Below are 17,692 nucleotides of genomic sequence, written 5' to 3'. Positions count from 1 at the left end.
GAAATCCGAATTTTCTCACGTGATGAGAAGAAGCAGGATGATATGAGACATCAGCTTCAGGCTGAGCATCCAGACCTTGCAGGTAAGGTTAAATTTTACATTGGCGATGTTCGTAACATGCGTTCAGTTCAGGATGCTATGCCAGGCGTAGATTTCATCTTCCACGCAGCAGCACTTAAGCAGGTGCCTTCATGCGAATTCTTCCCAATGGAAGCTGTTCGTACAAATGTAGAAGGTACTGACAATGTTCTTCACGCAGCAGTTGAGGCAGGCGTTCAGCGTGTTGTTTGTCTTTCAACAGACAAGGCTGCTTACCCTATTAATGCTATGGGTATATCAAAGGCTATGATGGAAAAGGTTATCGGCGCCAACGCTCGTGTTGCAGCTGGTAAGACTACTATCTGTACTACACGTTACGGCAACGTTATGTGCTCACGTGGTTCAGTTATTCCTCTTTTTATCGACCAGATTAAAGCAGGCAACCCTATCACAATCACAGACCCTAGCATGACTCGTTTCCTTATGAACCTTGACGAGGCAGTTGCTCTCGTTATGTTTGCTTTCGAGCACGGCGAGCCAGGTGATCTTTTCGTTCAGAAGTCTGATGCCAGCACAATCGGCGACCTTGCAAAGGCTGTTCAACAGCTCTTTGGCGACACAGGTACAAAGATTATTGGTACACGTCACGGCGAGAAATTATTCGAAACACTTATGACAAACGAAGAGTGCGTTCGTTCCGTAGATATGGGTAACTACTACCGCGTTCTTCCAGATGGACGTGACCTTAACTACGATAAGTTCTTCGTAGATGGCCAGGTTCATACTATGGCAGCAGATGCATACACATCACACAACACAAAGCGTCTTGATGTTCAGGGCACCGTGGATAAGATTATGACTACAGACTATGTTCGCGACATGCTCGCTAGCTGGGAGAAATAATAAATAATGAAGATACTAGTTACTGGCGCAGCCGGATTTGTTGGAAAAAATTTAGTAGAGACTCTTAAATGTGCAGCCGATGGCAGGGACAAGTTCCACGGCCTTGATGAAGAGATTGTTATCTACGAATATGATAGAGCTTCCACCTTAGAGGAGCTTGATAAATATTGTAGCGATTGCGATTTCGTTTTCAATCTTGCAGGTGTCAATCGCCCAAAGGATACAGCGGAATTTATGGAAGGCAATTTTGGTTTTGCCAGCACACTTTTAGATACACTTAAAAAGCATGGCAACACTTGCCCTGTAATGATTTCATCATCTATCCAGGCTACACTTTTAGGAAGATATGCAGGCAGTGATTATGGCAAAAGCAAGCTTGCAGGCGAGGAGCTTTTCTTCAAATATGAGCAGGAGACTGGGGCGAAGGTTTTAGTATACCGCTTCCCAAATCTTTTTGGAAAATGGTGTCGACCAAATTACAATTCTGCAGTGGCTACCTTCTGCAACAACAAGGCTAACGGCCTTGACATCACTGTAAATGACCCAAGCACAGAGCTTGAGCTTGTATATATAGATGATTTAGTAAATGAGATGGTTGATGCCCTTCGTGGCAACGAGCACAGATGTGATTATGATGAGGATGGTCAGGTAGTGGCTGATACAGCAGGACGCTACTGCTACGTTCCAGTATCTCATCACGTTACATTAGGCGAGATTGTAGAGCTTCTTGATAGCTTTGTAGGGCAGCCTTCCACACTGATGATGCCAGCCATCCCAAATGGCAGCTTTGCAAAAAAGCTTTATAGCACATATCTTAGCTACCTTCCAAAGGACAAGGCATGCTTTGATTTAAAGATGAATGTAGACAACCGTGGTTCATTTACAGAGCTTCTTAAGACTGCAGACCACGGTCAGTTTTCAGTAAATATAAGTAAGCCAGGTATCACAAAAGGCCAGCATTGGCACCACACTAAATGGGAATTCTTCATCGTTGTATCAGGCCACGGCCTCATCCAGCAGCGCCGCGTAGGTGTAGATGAAAACGGCCAGCCATTCCCTATGATAGAATACGAGGTAAGTGGTGAGAAAATCCAGGCTATCCACATGCTACCAGGCTACACTCACAACATCATCAACCTATCCGACTCCGAAGATCTCGTAACCCTAATGTGGGCCAACGAATTACTGGAAGCCGATAGACCAGACACATATTTCGAAAAAGTATAAAAGGCTTCCCCTTGAGGGGAAGCTGTCAGCGAAGCTGACTGATGAGGTGTATTTATGTTCAAAAACAATGGAAAACTAAAATTATTAATCATAGTAGGCACAAGACCCGAAATCATCCGTCTTGCAGCCGTAATCAAAAAGTGCCGCAAGTACTTCGACTGTGTCCTAGCACACACAGGCCAGAACTACGATTACAATCTTAATGGCGTATTCTTCAAGGACCTTCAGCTAGACGACCCAGACGTATACATGGATGCTGTAGGCGATAACCTTGGTCAGACAGTAGGCAATATTATTGCCAGATCTTACGAGCTTATGGTAGAGATTCAGCCAGACGCTCTTCTTATTTTAGGAGATACAAACTCATGTCTTTCTGCTATTGCAGCTAAAAGATTACACATCCCAATCTTCCACATGGAAGCTGGAAACAGATGTAAGGATGAGTGCCTCCCAGAGGAGACCAACCGTCGTATCGTAGATATTATTTCAGATGTAAACATGGCATATTCAGAGCATGCAAGACGCTACCTTGCAGAGTGCGGTCTTCCAAAGGAGCGTACTTATGTTACAGGCTCTCCTATGGCAGAAGTATTACATGAAAACTTAGAGGCCATCAAGGCATCAGATGTGCTTGATAAGCTTGGTCTTGAGCCAAAGAAGTACATCCTTCTTTCCGCTCACCGCGAGGAAAATATCGATACAGAAAAGAACTTTACATCACTTTTCACAGCCATCAACAAGCTTGCTGAAAAGTATGATATGCCAATCCTTTACAGCTGCCATCCACGTAGCCGTAAGAGATTAGAGGCAACAGGCTTCAAGCTTGATCCACGTGTGCGCATGCACGAGCCTCTTGGCTTCCACGATTATAATCACTTGCAGATGAATGCATTTGCAGTAGTTTCAGATTCAGGTACACTTCCTGAGGAATCAAGCTTCTTTACAAGCATTGGACATCCATTCCCTGCAGTATGTATCCGTACATCTACAGAGCGTCCAGAGGCACTTGATAAGGCTTGCTTCATCCTTGCAGGTATCGACGAGCACTCACTTCTTCAGGCGGTTACAACAGCCATCGATATGAACGAAGAAGGAGATTATGGTATTCCAGTACCAGATTATATTGAAGAAAATGTTTCAACAAAGGTTGTTAAGATTATCCAGTCTTACACAGGTGTTGTTAACAAGATGGTTTGGCGAAAAGATATATAGTAAATAATAATTGTAGTCGCATATACGGCTACAATTATTTTATGAAAGGATAAGTTATGAAGGTTTTACACATCTTAAGTTCTCATATTTATTCAGGAGCTGAGAATGTTGTGTGTCAAATTATTAGTATGTTCAAGGATGAGCCCGACATTGAGATGGGATATTGCAGTCCTGATGGTACAGTGCGAAAAGCGTTAGAAGAGCGCGACATTAATTTCATGCCAGTGAAAGAAATGAACACTTCTGAGCTGAAACGTGTAATTGTCGCATATCAGCCTGACGTAATACATGCTCATGACATGCGTGCAGGATTTCTTGCAGCAAGAGCTTGTGGAAATATACCTCTTATTTCACATATACATAATAATGCCTATAATAGCCGAGGCATCTCTGCCAAGTCTATTGCGTATTTTTATGCAGCATTAAAGGCTAAAAGTATTATATGGGTATCACAAAGCTCCTTCGATGGATACGCATTTCATGGTCCACTTAAAAAGAAAAGTGTAATCCTTTATAATGCAATCAACACAGAAGAACTTAAAAATCGCATGGCTCTAGATAACAACAGCTATGATTACGACATGGTTTTTGTGGGTAGAATGGTTTACCAGAAAAATCTCCATAGACTGCTTCAAATCACTAGACTTATTGCAGATGAATATCCTTCCGTAAAGGTGGCTCTGGCCGGAACTGGAGAGGACGAGGAAGAATTAAAACAGCTTTGCACCAGTCTTAAGCTTGATGATAATGTAACCTTCCTGGGATACCAAAGCAATCCACTGAAGCTTCTCCATGATTCCAAGCTTATGGTGCTTACCTCCAGATGGGAGGGCACCCCAATGGTGGCCTTAGAGTCCATGGCATTAGGTACTCCAATCATCAGCACTCCATCAGATGGAATGATTGATTTGATTACAGATGGATATAATGGATATCTTTCAGATGATGATGGGGATTTTGCCAAGAAAATAATCGGCGTGTTATCTGATGAAAATCTCTATGAAACACTTAGAGCTAATCAGCTTAAGCGTTCAGCTGAGGTTAATAATGTTGATAAATACAAGGCTGTAATAGCCAAACTTTACAGAGAATAGGAGACAGTCAAAATGAAAGAAAAGATTAAATGGTTTGTGATTCTTCACATGATAATCCTGGTTTATTCATTAAACAGTATCTGCTCAAAAACAGCAGCTCAGTACGATGTCCTCAGTCCAAAGTGGATATTCTTCTACGTTATAGTTGTAGGTATTTTGGGATTTTATGCTATCGCTTGGCAGCAGGTTTTGAAGCATCTTCCACTGATTACTACTTATGCTAATAAGGCAGTAACTACCTTGTGGGGCCTTGTTTGGGGCTTTGTAGTATTCCATGAAGGCATTACAGTTAAAAAGGTTGTAGGTGCTGCCATCGTAATCCTTGGTGTTTACCTGGTAGTAAGTGGCGACGAGAGTATAAAGGAGGATGATACCAATGCTTAAATACGCGTTAATAATGTTAACAGGTACATTTATTGCATCTGTTTCTCAGATAGTATTAAAGAAGGCAGCTGAAAAGGAGTATCCTAGCAAGCTTGCAGAATATCTTAATCCTATGGTAATGGGCGCTTATGTTGTATTCTTTGCTGCATCTCTTTGCTCTGTTATCGGATATAAGAAGGTACCACTTTCTTTAGGTCCAATCCTTGAGGCCACAGGATATGTATGGGTAGCTATTTTAGGTAGAATCTTCCTAAATGAAAGCATCAGTAAGAAAAAGTTACTTGGCCTTGTAGTGATAGTGGTTGGAATTATTGTAGCCAGCTTGGGTGTATGATCCAAAAATAAAATTTCAAAAAGTTATGAAATTTCACACATTTTTCGTAGATATATGTTAATATAACTCCTGTAATTTTTGATTTAAATTAAAGGAGTTATTTTTTTATGAAAGTTTTTAAGCAGATTGCGAGTTTGGTCGTGGCTCTTGCTGTTGTTGTAACAACATTCATGGTCACACCTGCAATGACAGCAGAGGCAGCTAGCTCAGTAGCTATCGCTGGTGTTCTTATTCAGGACGGTAACGTTGTTGTTGCATCTTCTGGGGCAGTAGCATCAGATGATGGTATGTATCATTTAGTTGCATCAGATGTAAATCAGGCAGCCCCTGTTGGAACAGATGTTGCTCAGGCACCTGTATCAGCATCAGCATCTTTTGCAGCACCATTAGGCTACAACACAGCAGCATCTCTCTTATATAAGAAGTTCACAGTATGTGTTGTTAAAGGTGGAAAACTTCAGCCAGTTTCTAACAGCATGTATATAACTAACCCAGAGGCAATTGGAAGCCACAATATTTCCAGAGTGGAAAGTGGCAAGAAGGGCCTTTTAGCAGATGCCAGCACAGCAAATATGGGCATGCGTTCACTTGCACAGCTTGGCGCAAAGCAGGCAACTGTCACAATCGAGCTTAGCCGTATTTCCAACGGTCGAGGAACTCCATACGTATATAATGGTAAATCCTATAATTTTAACACAGCATTTATTTCTGCTTATGATAATTTAATAGGAAGATTATCTGCACAGGGCGTTCAGGTTTCTATGATTATTGTTTGCGACCAGGCTGCACCAGGCTTTTTTATGAGCCCTTACGCTGCAGATGGAATTGGACAGCACACATATTATGGTCTTAATGCAACCACTACAGAAGGTGCAGAGACACTTGCTGCAGCAGCTTCTTTCCTTGCTAATCGCTATAGTGGATTCAGCTTGTTTGGCATGACAGCAAAGGTTGATAACTTCATTATTGGTAATGAGGTTAACGCTTGGAGACAGTGGAACTACATGAATTGTGGTAACAATCTTGCAGTTTACACTCAGGAATATGCTAACGCATTCCGTGTTTGCTACAATGCAATCAAATCAGTAAACGCTAACGCAAATGTTTACACATGTGTAGATCACAGCTGGAACGTAAGCGCAAACGGTCTCCATAGCTCAAAGGCATTTTTAACACAGTTCAACAATTACATTGCAAGCCAGGGTAATATTGATTGGAGACTTGCTTTCCACGCATACAATTATCCTCTTACAAACAACATGGCATGGGCACCAACAGACAAGGTTCAGCGTAGCCAGAACACAAAATACATTTCAGTTTACAATATTGATGTGCTTACAGATTTCTTAAGCCAGCCAGCATTCCTATCACCATCTGGTGCAGTTAGAAGTGTAAAGCTTTCAGAGCAGGGCTACACATCATCAGGCGGTCAGGAAGCACAGGCTGTATCTGTTGTTTTTGCCATCATGGTTGCAAATAATAACAGCCACATCGATGGTCTCATCCTTTCACGTGAGAAGGATGATCCATACATAGAAATGCCACAGGGACTTGCAAACGGATTGTTAGATACAAGCAATCATGCAAAGCTTGCTTATGATTTCTACAAGAATGCAGAAAGTCCTGAAACAATTGCAAAGGCAAGCGGCATGGCAGGTGTGGATTTAAACTCACTTTTGGCACCTAGATAAATAAAAATACTTTGCATAGGTAAGATATGATATAATACAAGCGTCGAGGTTGATATTTTCAGCTTCGGCGCTATTTTTAAATATTTACGAGGAGACCCGCTTTGGGGACTGACTAAAAATATGTCAAAAAAGATTTCAATAGTTGTATCAGTATATAATGAGGAGCTTGGGCTCAAGCAGTTTTACGACCACACCAGCCCTATCCTAAAGGAAGCCTGCGCTAGTAGCGGCTGGGATTATGAGCTCATTTTTGTAAATGACGGCAGCAGGGACGCAAGCCTTGATTTGCTTAAGGAATTTGCTGCAGCAGATGACCATGTAATCGTAGTAAACTTTGCAGCCAACAGAGGTCACGAGGCTGCTATGATTGCAGGTATAGATGTGGCTACAGGTGATGGAATTGTTTGCATGGACGCAGATTTGCAGCATCCACCAGAAGCCATCCCAGACATCATTGCGAAGTTTGATGAGGGCTATGATGTAATATCAATGGTTCGCACCGCAAGGGAGGATGCAGGGGTGTTTAAAAAGATTACCTCTGCAGCCTTTTACAAGGTCATGAATCAGATGTCCAAGGCCAACTTTGAGAATAATTCATCTGATTTCTTCGGAATTTCACGCAGAGTGGCGCTTGTTCTTAAAAAGGATTACAGAGAGCGAGTAAGATTTTTACGTGGATACGTTCAGAATGTAGGCTTTAGAAAAACTACCCTTGAATTCAAGGCCAGCGCCAGAGTGGCAGGCGAAAGCAACTACAACCTTAAGGCACTTGTAAAGCTTTCCCTTAACGCTATCTGCAATTTCTCAGATGCACCACTGAAAATGGGAATTTACGCTGGAATGGTTTCACTGGCATTTTCATTTATTTTGATTATCTATTCCATCGTGCAGTTCTTCCTTGGAAATGCACCAGATGGATATTCTACACTTGTTGTATTAATCAGCTTTATGTTTGGCGTGCTGTTCATCATTCTTGGATTTATATCAGAATATCTGGCGATTATTTTCGCGGAAGTGAAGAATCGTCCTATATATATAGTTGATAGTATTATCACAAAAAATGGGGAAGAGAGGAACGAGTAATGAAAAGTATTGCTATTATGGGGGCTAGTGGTCACTGCAAGGTTATTGCAGAAATTGCACTTGAAGAGGGATATGACAATATCGTATTTGTAGATTTGAATCCTACTATCGATATGCTTGGTGAGTACCCTGTTGCAGATGAAGATACCGATTTGGACAATTTCATTAATGAAAAATATGATTTTATCGTCGGAATAGGTGATGCCAAAATCCGCCGTAAGGTGCAGGAAAAGCTTATAAGCAAAGGGGCAAATGTTGTTACTTTGGTTCATCCAAGCGCAGTTATAGCATACGATGCCAAAATCGGCGTTGGTACTGTTGTGATGGCAGGGGCTGTGGTTAATCCTGGCACTACTGTAGGTGATGGCGTTATCATCAACACTTGCGCATCAGTGGATCATGACAACATGATTGGGGATTACGCGCACATTTCTGTTGGCGCACACACCGCCGGCACTGTTGCCATCGGCGACAACACATGGATTGGCATAGGGGCAGTGGTTAGCAATAATCTATCCATCTGTTCTAACTGCACTATCGGCGCAGGCGCTGTAGTTGTTAAAAATATCATCAAAGAAGGAACTTATGTGGGAGTTCCCGCTAAAAAGATTGACTAATGGATACTAAGACTAGAAATAATAATATAGATATTATTAAGGGTATTGCGATAATATTGATGGTTTACGGGCACACTTTTGGTGTAGCCCGTGATTTCATCTATTTATTTCACATGCCCGTTTTTATTTTTGTAAGCGGATATTGCTTTAATAAGGCACATGGCGGCAGCTTGCAACAGGCGGAGGGGTATTTCTTCTCCCGCGTTCGCAGGCTACTACTTCCTTACATGGGATTTAATATCGTATATGCGATACTTAATAATCTGTTTATCAGCCTGAACTTCTACAGTGATAATGGAGCCTTTAAGCAGGATGTGGTTTTCATCCAAAAGGCCGCCCAGACATTGATGCACCGCAAGGGTGTTAAGGAGCTGATAGCGGATGTTTATAATGTGCTCACTCTTAAGGATATCCCACAGATGGGCAGCGCCAGCTGGTTTTTAATCGTGCTGTTTTTAGTTTGCGTTCTTCATTGCTTTGTGGAGTATGTGATTAGAGACTTTAGTAAGAAGGCTAGGATGGCTGCGCTTGTGGCTTTGATGGCCTGCAATTTGTTAGTGGCGTATGCTATTTCTATGGGATTTGCTGATGAGGCACCTATTGCCGATAGACATTTGCAGTTCTTTGGAGTGTACAGCTGCTATCTGATGGGCGTGCTTACTCGTACTTTTGTGGACGGAGGTCTTTTGACTAAGTTGTTTGCTAAGAAGTGGGCTGTACTTTGTTCAGCACCAGTGGCATTTGGATTGTTACTTGCATTACTTCCTTTCGGAACCTTAGAGCTTTCCAAATCAGCCATCGTAAGTCCACTATTTTTAATAGCCACTACATTCCTTGGCATGGCAATGCTTGCATCACTTGCATCGGATTTAGAAAATAATATTGTAGGCGGCTGGCTTACCTTCATCGGTAAGCACACCATGTCAATCTTGTTTATGCACATCCTTGCATTCAAGCTGGTATCAGTTTGCTACTGTCTGGCTATCAGCAAGCCTATGTACATGGTTGCTTCCTGGCCAGTAATATTTGACGCACCAGAGTACGTACTAATTATTTACACTATCGTCGGCGTTGCCATCCCACTTGTGGCGGATTTGGCTATCGATAAAATTAAGTGCCCAACATATTTTATATAGATTTAACATGGATTAGACATAGACTGTACTTTCGGTATTTAAAATGTGAAAACATTTAATGTTTGAGTATCAATTGTTTATTCGAAAGGAGAGTATGCACATGTACGAACAGATTAAATTACCTTATGCTACAGATGCCTTGGAGCCTTACATTGATAAGGAGACAGTGGAGACACACCATGGCAAACATCACGCTACCTATACTAAGAATTTCAATGATTTGGCTGAGAAAGCGGGAATGGCTAATCTGTCGGCAGAGGAGCTGCTGGCAAGCTTAGATAAAGTCAGTGATGAGACCTTGAGAAAAGGCCTAAAAAATCAGGGTGGTGGATACTACAATCACAATCTGTATTTTGAAATGTTCTCCCCTAATCCTGCAAAGGCGCCTACAGGTGAGCTGGCATCGGCCATCGATAAAACCTTTGGTAGTCTGGATGCTTTGAAGGAGCAGATGTCTGCAGCTGCGGCAGGACAGTTTGGTTCTGGCTGGGCATGGCTTTCAGCAGATAAATCAGGAAAGCTTGCAGTGTCTACATCTTTAAATCAGGACAATCCTATTTCCGAGGGCAAGGGCATGATTCCGCTGATTGCGTTAGATGTGTGGGAGCATGCATATTATCTAAAATATAAGAATTTAAGACTGGATTATATTAAGGCATTTTGGGAAATTTTGGATTGGAGTAAGGTTTCTGCTAGATATAAAGAAATCTGTTGCTAACAATTATTTAAAATAATTCTTTAATGTGGTAAAGTGTAAGGAGCGTACGACGTTACGCTCCTTATTTAATTGCAACTATACAGGAGGATATGTTTAATGACTAATCAAGGCATCGGAACTAAATGTGTACAGGCTGGATACACTCCAGGAAACGGCGAGCCACGCCAAATCCCAATAGTGCAATCCACCACTTTCAAATATGATACTAGCGAGGATATGGGCAAGCTTTTTGACTTAGAGGCTTCTGGTTATTTTTATACAAGATTGCAGAATCCTACTAACGATTATGTAGCTGCTAAAATCGCTGCACTTGAGGGTGGCACAGCTGCAATGCTTACTTCCAGCGGACAGGCTGCAAACTTCTTCGCACTTTTCAACATTTGCGAATGCGGTAGCCACATCGTTGCATCATCATCTATCTATGGTGGAACCTTCAATCTTATCGAAGTTACCATGAGAAAGATGGGGGTAGATGTGACCTTCGTATCTCCAAAGGCATCAGAGGAAGAGCTTAACGCTGCTTTCAAGGACAACACAAGAGCAGTCTTCGGTGAGACTATTGCAAACCCAGCCCTTACAGTGCTTGATATTGAAAAGTTTGCCAAGGTTGCACATGAACACGGTGTGCCACTTATTGTTGATAACACATTCCCAACACCTGTTAACTGCCGTCCTATCGAGTGGGGAGCAGATATTGTTACACATTCAACTACAAAATACATGGACGGACATGGCGCTGCAGTAGGTGGATGTATTGTAGATTCAGGAAACTTCGACTGGATGGCTCACGCCGACAAATTCCCAGGACTTTGCACTCCAGACGAAAGCTACCACGGAATCACTTATGCTGAGAAATTCGGTAAGGAAGGTGCATTTATTACAAAATGTACATCACAGCTTATGCGTGATTTTGGCTGTATCCAGTCACCACAGAATGCATTTTTACTTAATCTTGGCCTTGAGTCACTTCACGTGCGCATTCCTCGCCATGTAGAAAACGGCTTAGCAGTTGCTAAATTCTTAAGTGAACAGCCACAGGTTAAAAAGGTTACATACCCAGGACTTGAAGGCGACGAGTACTATGAAATGGCGCAGAAGTATCTTCCAAAGGGAGGCTGCGGCGTAGTATCCTTCGAGCTTGAGGGTGGTCGTGCAGCAGCAGAAAGCTTCATGAAGAAGCTTAAGCTTATCGCAATCGAAACACATGTAGCCGATGCAAGAAGCTGTTGTCTAAACCCAGCCACATCAACACACCGCCAAATGAGCGACGAGCAGCTGGAAGCAGCAGGCATCCCAGCAGGTCTTATCCGCATGTCATGTGGTCTCGAAGACGCCGCTGATTTGGTAGCCGATATAGCACAAGCATTAAAATAAAGTAAAGAACAATCTGTAGGTAACAAGAAAAATTATTCTTAAGCGAGGCATCTTAGCCGAACGTAGAATAATTTTGCTTGTGACCGTAACAGATTGCCCACAACCAAAATTCTTTGCAATTTTTTTAAAGAAGAAGTATAGTATTCCTTGCAAATATTTTGTAAGGGGAGCAAAACAATGGGAGCAAACGAGAAAAAAGAAAATAGTATTAGTATCAACAAGCTGCTTACACAGGCATTGTTTAAGCAGTATCCACTGATGATTCTTGGTAATCTGACCAAGAACACCTACAGTTTTTTGACCTATAAGGACTTTACATCTACCAAGTGTGATGTGGCAGGAACCTTTGATGAGCTTATCGAATCAGGTGCCACCACAATGCACGAAATGGATAGAGAGCTGTTTAAGAATACCTTCTCACGTGAGAATCTTATGCATGAGTATGAAATGGGCAAAGAAAAAGTGGAAATCAGAGTGATTCAAGAGGGGGATGATGGAGTGTTACGCCGTGTAGAAATCGTAGATTACTTCGTGACCGACGATGACAGCGATGACGTGCTCGTGGTATCCCTCAACCGTAATATGTAGATTAAAAGATAAAGAAAGCCACCTAGTTACGGCTACAAGCCTAATAGGTGGCTTATTTTTATCTTTTTATTACAGCTACCTCGTAGCCATTGAGGGACAGCGAGCCCGTTACATTATCTCCGGTAAGAAGATTGGTGCCAGTGACTTTAGGTACAACAGTTTCATCGGTGGTGCAATTAAGATAAAAGTCGTATGAATTATCATCTGAAAGTCGAGTGTGCTTTTCAACCCCTTCAGGTAACTTCGTATATGCGATACCTGCGTGTTCCAACATTTCTCTGTAAAGGAATTCAATGTCCTTTTGGTTTGTGCGGCAGGCAACGTAGTAAGCATGACCATCACCGTAGTTGTTGCGTGTAATGGCAGGCTTGCCAGCAACATAATCTCCCTCATATCTAGCCAAAACATCGGCAGTAACATCTCTAAGCAATTCCTGATAGTCATGAACTGCCACAGAATATGAAGGCTTGCCAGCCTTGTCGATGATGCTGATTTTATTAACATCTTCAGGATAGAGGGTGTCGATTTCTTCAGAGCGAAGTCCGAATACCTCTGATAATCCATCTCCTGGGAAGCCACCAAGGTTTGCCAGTAAATCCTTGTTAACATAACCAGTGAAGTAGGTGCTCATAAACTGGCCACCATTTCTAACGAAATCAGCAATCTTTTCGCCAACACCATCATGAAGCACATAAAGCATTGGTGCGCAGATAATCTTGTAATCACTCCAATCCATATCAGAGGAAATGATATCTGGTTCGATGCCCAGGCTCATAAATTCATTGTAGATGTTCATACAGGTTTTGTCGAAATTCTTGGTTTCGTTAGACAGGCACCAGGCATCGTCGATAGCCCAGCGATTGTCCCAATCGAAAATAATGGCAACCTTGTTGTCAGATAGGGTGCCGGCTACTTCGGAGATAGTCGCCAAATCAGCCCCAAGCTTTTTAACCTCCTTGAATACGCGAGTGTCATTGGTGCCGATATGGTCGATAACAGCGCCGTGCCACTGCTCGGAAGAACCGCGGCTCTTTCTAATCTGGAAGTACTGAACAGTGTCTGAGCCTGTAGCAATTGCCTGCATGGAAATCAGCTTGTGCATGCCAGGTCTTCTATATTTATTGTAAGGTCTCCAGTTTACAAGTCCTGGAGCAGATTCCATCATCATGAATGGCTGGTCCTTCTTCAGGCTTCTAAAGAGGGCGTGATTAAAGCTGCGCTCCAATAGATGCTCTGCGTCAGTCTGCCAATTGTTGTGCATTTCAGGATAGTTGTCCCAGCTGATTACATCGATGAAATCCTTCATGTAGTGGTAATCGTAGTCGTAGAACATTTCCATGAAATTAGTTGTGGTAGGCTCTGTTGCGCCAGCGCTGCGTAATGTATCAATTTCAAATCTCATGAAATCTGTTGCAGACCAGGTAGAAAATCTCTTCCAATCAAGGTTCAGCCCAAGCACGCAGTTTTCACCGTTTTTGTAAGGTGGGTCAATCTGATCAAAGCTGTTAAATTTGTGAGACCAGAAGGTAGTCCACCATGCCTTATTAAGCTTTTCGATGTCGTGGTCGTATCTATCGGCAAGCCACTCCTGGAATTTCTTACGACAAGTATCGCAGTAGCAATATCCTCCCAATTCGTTAGAAATGTGCCACATCAAAAGCCCTGGATGTCCTGCAAATCTTTCAGCCAGTTTAGAGTCCATAATGCGGACCTTCTCACGGAATTCAGGTGATTGCATACAGTGATTGTGGCGTACCCCATGGCGATTTCTCACGCCCATATCATCACAGCGCATTGCAGATGGATATTTTTCATCAAGCCATGCAGGACGTGCACCAGTTGGTGTGGCGAGCACAGTATAAATGCCATTTTCGTATAGATTATCTATGATTTCAGCAAGCCAATCAAAGCTGATATTGCCTTCTGTAGGCTCATGCACTGCCCATGAGAAAACACCCAAAGTAACAGTATTGATGCCTGCCTCCTTCATATATTCAATGTCTTTTCTTAATATATCTGGTCTGTCCAACCACTGCTCCGGATTGTAATCCCCACCATGCAGCAGACCAGCTACCTTTGTAAATAATTTTTTTCTTTCCATAGTCTTCTCCAATCTTAAGCCTTCTCCCTCTGGGGGAAGGTGCCCGCAGGGCGGATGAGGGCAAATCCCCATTCGCATCTAAAGAAATCTTATCATACAAAAAGTGCGAAAACGACTAAAAAATGAAGAAATAATTTATATTTTCGACCATCATCATTACATTGATTATCTCACCCGCATACCTTATAATTAAGTAAGATTTTTGCAGCAATGCTGCGCCGCTCCTTTGGAGCTTAGATTGGAGAATACATGAAATACATTAACACATTAAAAGAGGGAGACAGAGGAACAGAGACTTATCTTTGCAAGAAGAAGACTGCAGGCGTTTCCAAGACGGGTAAGGCATTCGAATCGCTGACTTTATGCGATAAAACAGGTACTATCGATGCCAAAATCTGGGATGTTGATTCAGAAGGAATCAGCGATTACGACGAGCTTGATTTCATCACTGTTACAGGTGATATCACCAGCTGGAACGGTGCATTGCAGTTCAATATAAAGAGACTTCGCAAGGCTAATGCCGGCGAATTCGAAATCACAGATTACATTCCTTCTAGTAAGAAGGATATCGGGGTTATGTGGAGAGATTTGATGTCACTTATCAATTCAATCAAGGCCCCATACATGAAGGCTTTACTTAGAAAATATTTCGTAGAGGACAAGGATTTTATCGAAGTATTCAAGGCTCATTCCGCAGCTAAATCAGTGCACCACGGCTTTACTGGCGGTTTGCTTGAGCACACACTTTCAGTTGCTACCAACTGCGATTATTTCAGTAAGCAGTACCCATTTTTAGATAGAGATTTGCTTATCACAGCAGCCATCTTCCACGATATCGGAAAGGTTAGGGAGCTTTCAGATTTCCCTCGCAACGATTACACAGATGAGGGCCAGCTTTTAGGTCACATTTACGTGGGTGCTAATATGCTTGATCGTGCCATCGATGAAATTCCAGGCTTCCCAGAGGTTAAGCGCAAGGAGCTTATCCACTGCATCTTATCTCACCACGGCGAGCTTGAATTTGGCTCACCTAAGAAGCCAGCTATTGCTGAAGCTATTGCACTTTCTTTTGCAGATAACATCGATGCAAAGCTTGAGACTATCTACGAAGCACTTGAAAATGTTGATGAAAACAATCTTGCATGGCAGGGCTTCAACCGTCTGCTTGATTCAAACATCCGTAGAACAGGAAAGAATTAATGAATAAGAATGATATTGTAAGACTTACAATTGAAGATATGTCCCTTGAGGGCGCAGGAATTGGTCACACAGATGGTGTGACCATTTTTGTCAAAGATGCGGTAGTAGGAGATGAGTGCGACGTCATTATCACCAAGGTGAAAAAGACCTACTGCTTCGCCGCTTTGAAGGAGGTCGTGACACCTAGCACATACCGTGTTCAGCCAGCCTGCCCTAATGCTAAACAGTGCGGCGGTTGCCAGATTATGCAGGTGGCTTATGAAAAACAGCTGGAGATTAAGGACAACATCGTTGCTAACAATCTTGTAAAGATTGGTGGTTACGACCGGGCCTTTGTAGACAGCATCCGTGAGCCTATCCTTGGCATGGCAGATCCACTTCGTTACCGTAACAAGGCACAGGTGCCTATCGGCGTGGACAAGGATGGAAATATCATCGCAGGATTTTACGGCGCCAGAAGCCACCGCATCGTACCATCTGATGATTGTAAGATTTGCTCAAAGAAGAGTATGGATATCGTATATGCGATAATCGATTACATGAACGAATGTGGCGTGGCTCCTTATGACGAGGCTACTGGCAAGGGATTGATTCGCCACGTCCTGGTTCGCGAAGGCAAGGCCACTGGTGAGACTATGGTTTGCGTAGTGGTAAATGGAGATAAGCTACCAAAGGTTGATACATTGGTAGCCCATGTGAAATCGGTGGAGCCTGAGCTTGCATCACTTGTTCTTAACATCAACACCCGTCGAGATAATGTCATAATGGGTTACGAAACCAAAGTGTTATACGGCAAGGAAGCTATCCGCGACAGCATCACACTTACAAACGGTGATACCATTTCATTTGACATCAGTGCCAATTCCTTCTATCAGGTCAACCACGACCAGATGGAGAGATTATATAGTCGTGCATTGGAATATGCCGGATTGACTGGTAAGGAAGAAGTGTGGGATTTGTACTGCGGAATCGGAACCATCTCCCTTTCCATGGCAAAGCACGCAGGCCGCGTCATCGGTATCGAGGTAGTGCCACAGGCCATCGAAAACGCCAAGGCTAACGCCAAGCTTAACGGCTTAGATAACGCAGAATTCTATTGCGGTGAGGCAGAGGTAGTCCTTCCAGAAATCTATGAAAAGATGTCACATCCAGACGTCATCATGGTAGATCCACCTAGAAAAGGCTGCGATGTGGTTGCGTTAGATACAATGGTAAAAATGCAGCCAGCTCGAATTGTCTACGTAAGCTGCGACAGCGCAACTTTGGCAAGAGATTTAAAACATCTTGAGGAGAATGGTTATCACTTGCAAAAGTATACTGTCTGCGATCAGTTTGGTCATACAATGCATGTGGAGACGGTAGCGAAAATTGATAAAATATAATTATTAAGCATTTAAAAAAGCTTCCGAACTTGAAAAAGTTTGGAAGCTTTTTTATCTGCTTCCAAGGTGTGGGAGCAGATTTTATGTATTCAATGATTTTAAAGTATAGCGATAAGGTTGATTTGAACAGATTGCCTGATCCAGAAGCTCTTTTTACTGGGAAAGGAATAGATGAAGGCCCTGAAAATGTAGATATTAGGCCCTTGATTTATATAGTACGAAATAAACAAGTGATGCTCCATGGCTCAAGGCTGTTAAATAAAAAAAGAGCCGCATAGGTGCCCAATGTCATTAAGTTAAGAGGGATGTATAAAGATCTCTGCATCAGGAATGATGCAGGGGTCTTTTTTCTATAAAGGGTTGACATTAATGCAGAAAAGTGCGGCCGCTTTCGCTACTGATTATTTTCAGAGGTAGCGAAAGCGGCCCTTGAAATTGTAAGTATATTTACAAATTTCAGGGAGGCGCACATGAAACCACAAATGGTAAAGAAACTTTTGATGTCACAAATTAAAACAATTGCAGATAATGCAAAATCTTTCTGTATTGATTCTGAAAGAAATTTCTCACGGAAAAGAAAATTGTCTATGGAAAAAGTCATTACAGGAA

At 42.5% G+C, this 17,692-nt stretch carries 17 protein-coding genes; 16 read left to right on the top strand and 1 reads right to left on the bottom strand.

Annotated features, from left to right (window positions below; all coding sequences use genetic code 11):
• The 13 genes from BM097_RS14790 to BM097_RS14730 all read left to right on the top strand — a co-directional run.
• Positions 1-942: polysaccharide biosynthesis protein (locus BM097_RS14790; protein ID WP_090552081.1), on the top strand; the 942-nt coding region annotated here is incomplete at its 5' end.
• Positions 943-948: 6 nt separating this feature from the next.
• Positions 949-2,169, top strand: coding sequence for a polysaccharide biosynthesis C-terminal domain-containing protein (locus BM097_RS14785; RefSeq protein ID WP_090552077.1), 1,221 nt, complete (start codon positions 949-951; stop codon positions 2,167-2,169).
• 54 nt (positions 2,170-2,223) lie between these two features.
• The gene (wecB, locus tag BM097_RS14780) at positions 2,224-3,381 is read left to right on the top strand and encodes a non-hydrolyzing UDP-N-acetylglucosamine 2-epimerase (RefSeq protein ID WP_090552074.1); all 1,158 of its coding nucleotides are present in this window, start codon (positions 2,224-2,226) and stop codon (positions 3,379-3,381) included.
• A 56-nt stretch (positions 3,382-3,437) separates the two neighbouring features.
• Positions 3,438-4,475: a glycosyltransferase gene (locus BM097_RS14775; RefSeq protein WP_090552070.1), complete on the top strand. Its 1,038-nt coding sequence runs from the start codon at positions 3,438-3,440 to the stop codon at positions 4,473-4,475.
• A 12-nt stretch (positions 4,476-4,487) separates the two neighbouring features.
• Positions 4,488-4,859 (top strand): DMT family transporter, encoded by a 372-nt coding sequence (locus tag BM097_RS14770; RefSeq protein WP_090552066.1) that lies wholly within the window; start codon positions 4,488-4,490, stop codon positions 4,857-4,859.
• The gene (locus tag BM097_RS14765; protein ID WP_090552061.1) at positions 4,852-5,193 is read left to right on the top strand and encodes an EamA family transporter; all 342 of its coding nucleotides are present in this window, start codon (positions 4,852-4,854) and stop codon (positions 5,191-5,193) included. The genes BM097_RS14770 and BM097_RS14765 overlap by 8 nt, the downstream gene beginning before the upstream one ends.
• A 107-nt stretch (positions 5,194-5,300) precedes the next feature.
• Positions 5,301-6,884: a DUF5722 domain-containing protein gene (locus BM097_RS14760; RefSeq protein ID WP_090552058.1), complete on the top strand. Its 1,584-nt coding sequence runs from the start codon at positions 5,301-5,303 to the stop codon at positions 6,882-6,884.
• Positions 6,885-7,004: 120 nt separating this feature from the next.
• On the top strand, positions 7,005-7,967 hold the full coding sequence (locus tag BM097_RS14755; RefSeq protein WP_090552054.1) for a glycosyltransferase family 2 protein: 963 nt from the start codon (positions 7,005-7,007) through the stop codon (positions 7,965-7,967).
• Positions 7,967-8,584: an acetyltransferase gene (locus tag BM097_RS14750; protein WP_028242235.1), complete on the top strand. Its 618-nt coding sequence runs from the start codon at positions 7,967-7,969 to the stop codon at positions 8,582-8,584. Before BM097_RS14755 ends, BM097_RS14750 begins: the two co-directional genes overlap by 1 nt.
• Positions 8,584-9,720 (top strand): acyltransferase family protein, encoded by a 1,137-nt coding sequence (locus BM097_RS14745; protein WP_090552050.1) that lies wholly within the window; start codon positions 8,584-8,586, stop codon positions 9,718-9,720. The genes BM097_RS14750 and BM097_RS14745 overlap by 1 nt, the downstream gene beginning before the upstream one ends.
• Positions 9,721-9,820: 100 nt before the next feature.
• Positions 9,821-10,438 carry a superoxide dismutase gene (locus BM097_RS14740; RefSeq protein WP_090552046.1) on the top strand — a complete coding sequence of 206 codons (618 nt, stop codon included), beginning with the start codon at positions 9,821-9,823 and terminating at the stop codon, positions 10,436-10,438.
• Positions 10,439-10,534: 96 nt separating this feature from the next.
• Positions 10,535-11,812, top strand: coding sequence for an O-acetylhomoserine aminocarboxypropyltransferase/cysteine synthase family protein (locus tag BM097_RS14735; protein ID WP_090552043.1), 1,278 nt, complete (start codon positions 10,535-10,537; stop codon positions 11,810-11,812).
• Between the two features lie 177 nt (positions 11,813-11,989).
• Complete coding sequence (locus tag BM097_RS14730) at positions 11,990-12,400, top strand: hypothetical protein (protein WP_090552039.1); 411 nt, start codon at positions 11,990-11,992, stop codon at positions 12,398-12,400.
• 58 nt (positions 12,401-12,458) lie between these two features.
• Here BM097_RS14730 and BM097_RS14725 read toward each other — a convergent pair whose 3' ends face one another.
• Positions 12,459-14,501: a beta-galactosidase gene (locus BM097_RS14725; RefSeq protein WP_090552036.1), complete on the bottom strand. Its 2,043-nt coding sequence runs from the start codon at positions 14,499-14,501 to the stop codon at positions 12,459-12,461.
• Between the two features lie 249 nt (positions 14,502-14,750).
• Here BM097_RS14725 and BM097_RS14720 point away from each other — a divergent pair, with 249 nt between their 5' ends.
• The 3 genes from BM097_RS14720 (at position 14,751) to BM097_RS14710 (ending at position 17,361) form a co-directional block, all read left to right on the top strand.
• Positions 14,751-15,701, top strand: a complete 951-nt coding sequence (locus BM097_RS14720) for a 3'-5' exoribonuclease YhaM family protein (RefSeq protein WP_090552032.1) — start codon at positions 14,751-14,753, stop codon at positions 15,699-15,701.
• Entirely contained in the window at positions 15,701-17,083 is a 1,383-nt protein-coding gene (gene rlmD, locus BM097_RS14715; RefSeq protein WP_090552029.1) for a 23S rRNA (uracil(1939)-C(5))-methyltransferase RlmD, read from the top strand. The genes BM097_RS14720 and rlmD overlap by 1 nt, the downstream gene beginning before the upstream one ends.
• A gap of 83 nt (positions 17,084-17,166) precedes the next feature.
• Positions 17,167-17,361, top strand: coding sequence for a hypothetical protein (locus BM097_RS14710; RefSeq protein ID WP_090552025.1), 195 nt, complete (start codon positions 17,167-17,169; stop codon positions 17,359-17,361).
• Positions 17,362-17,692: the final 331 nt, after the last annotated feature.

Origin of the sequence: Pseudobutyrivibrio sp. OR37 (assembly GCF_900113655.1) — a bacterium.
Lineage (GTDB): Bacteria > Bacillota > Clostridia > Lachnospirales > Lachnospiraceae > Pseudobutyrivibrio.
The sequence above is the reverse complement of the archived record's forward strand: the minus strand, read 5'-3'. Positions and strand labels throughout refer to the sequence as shown.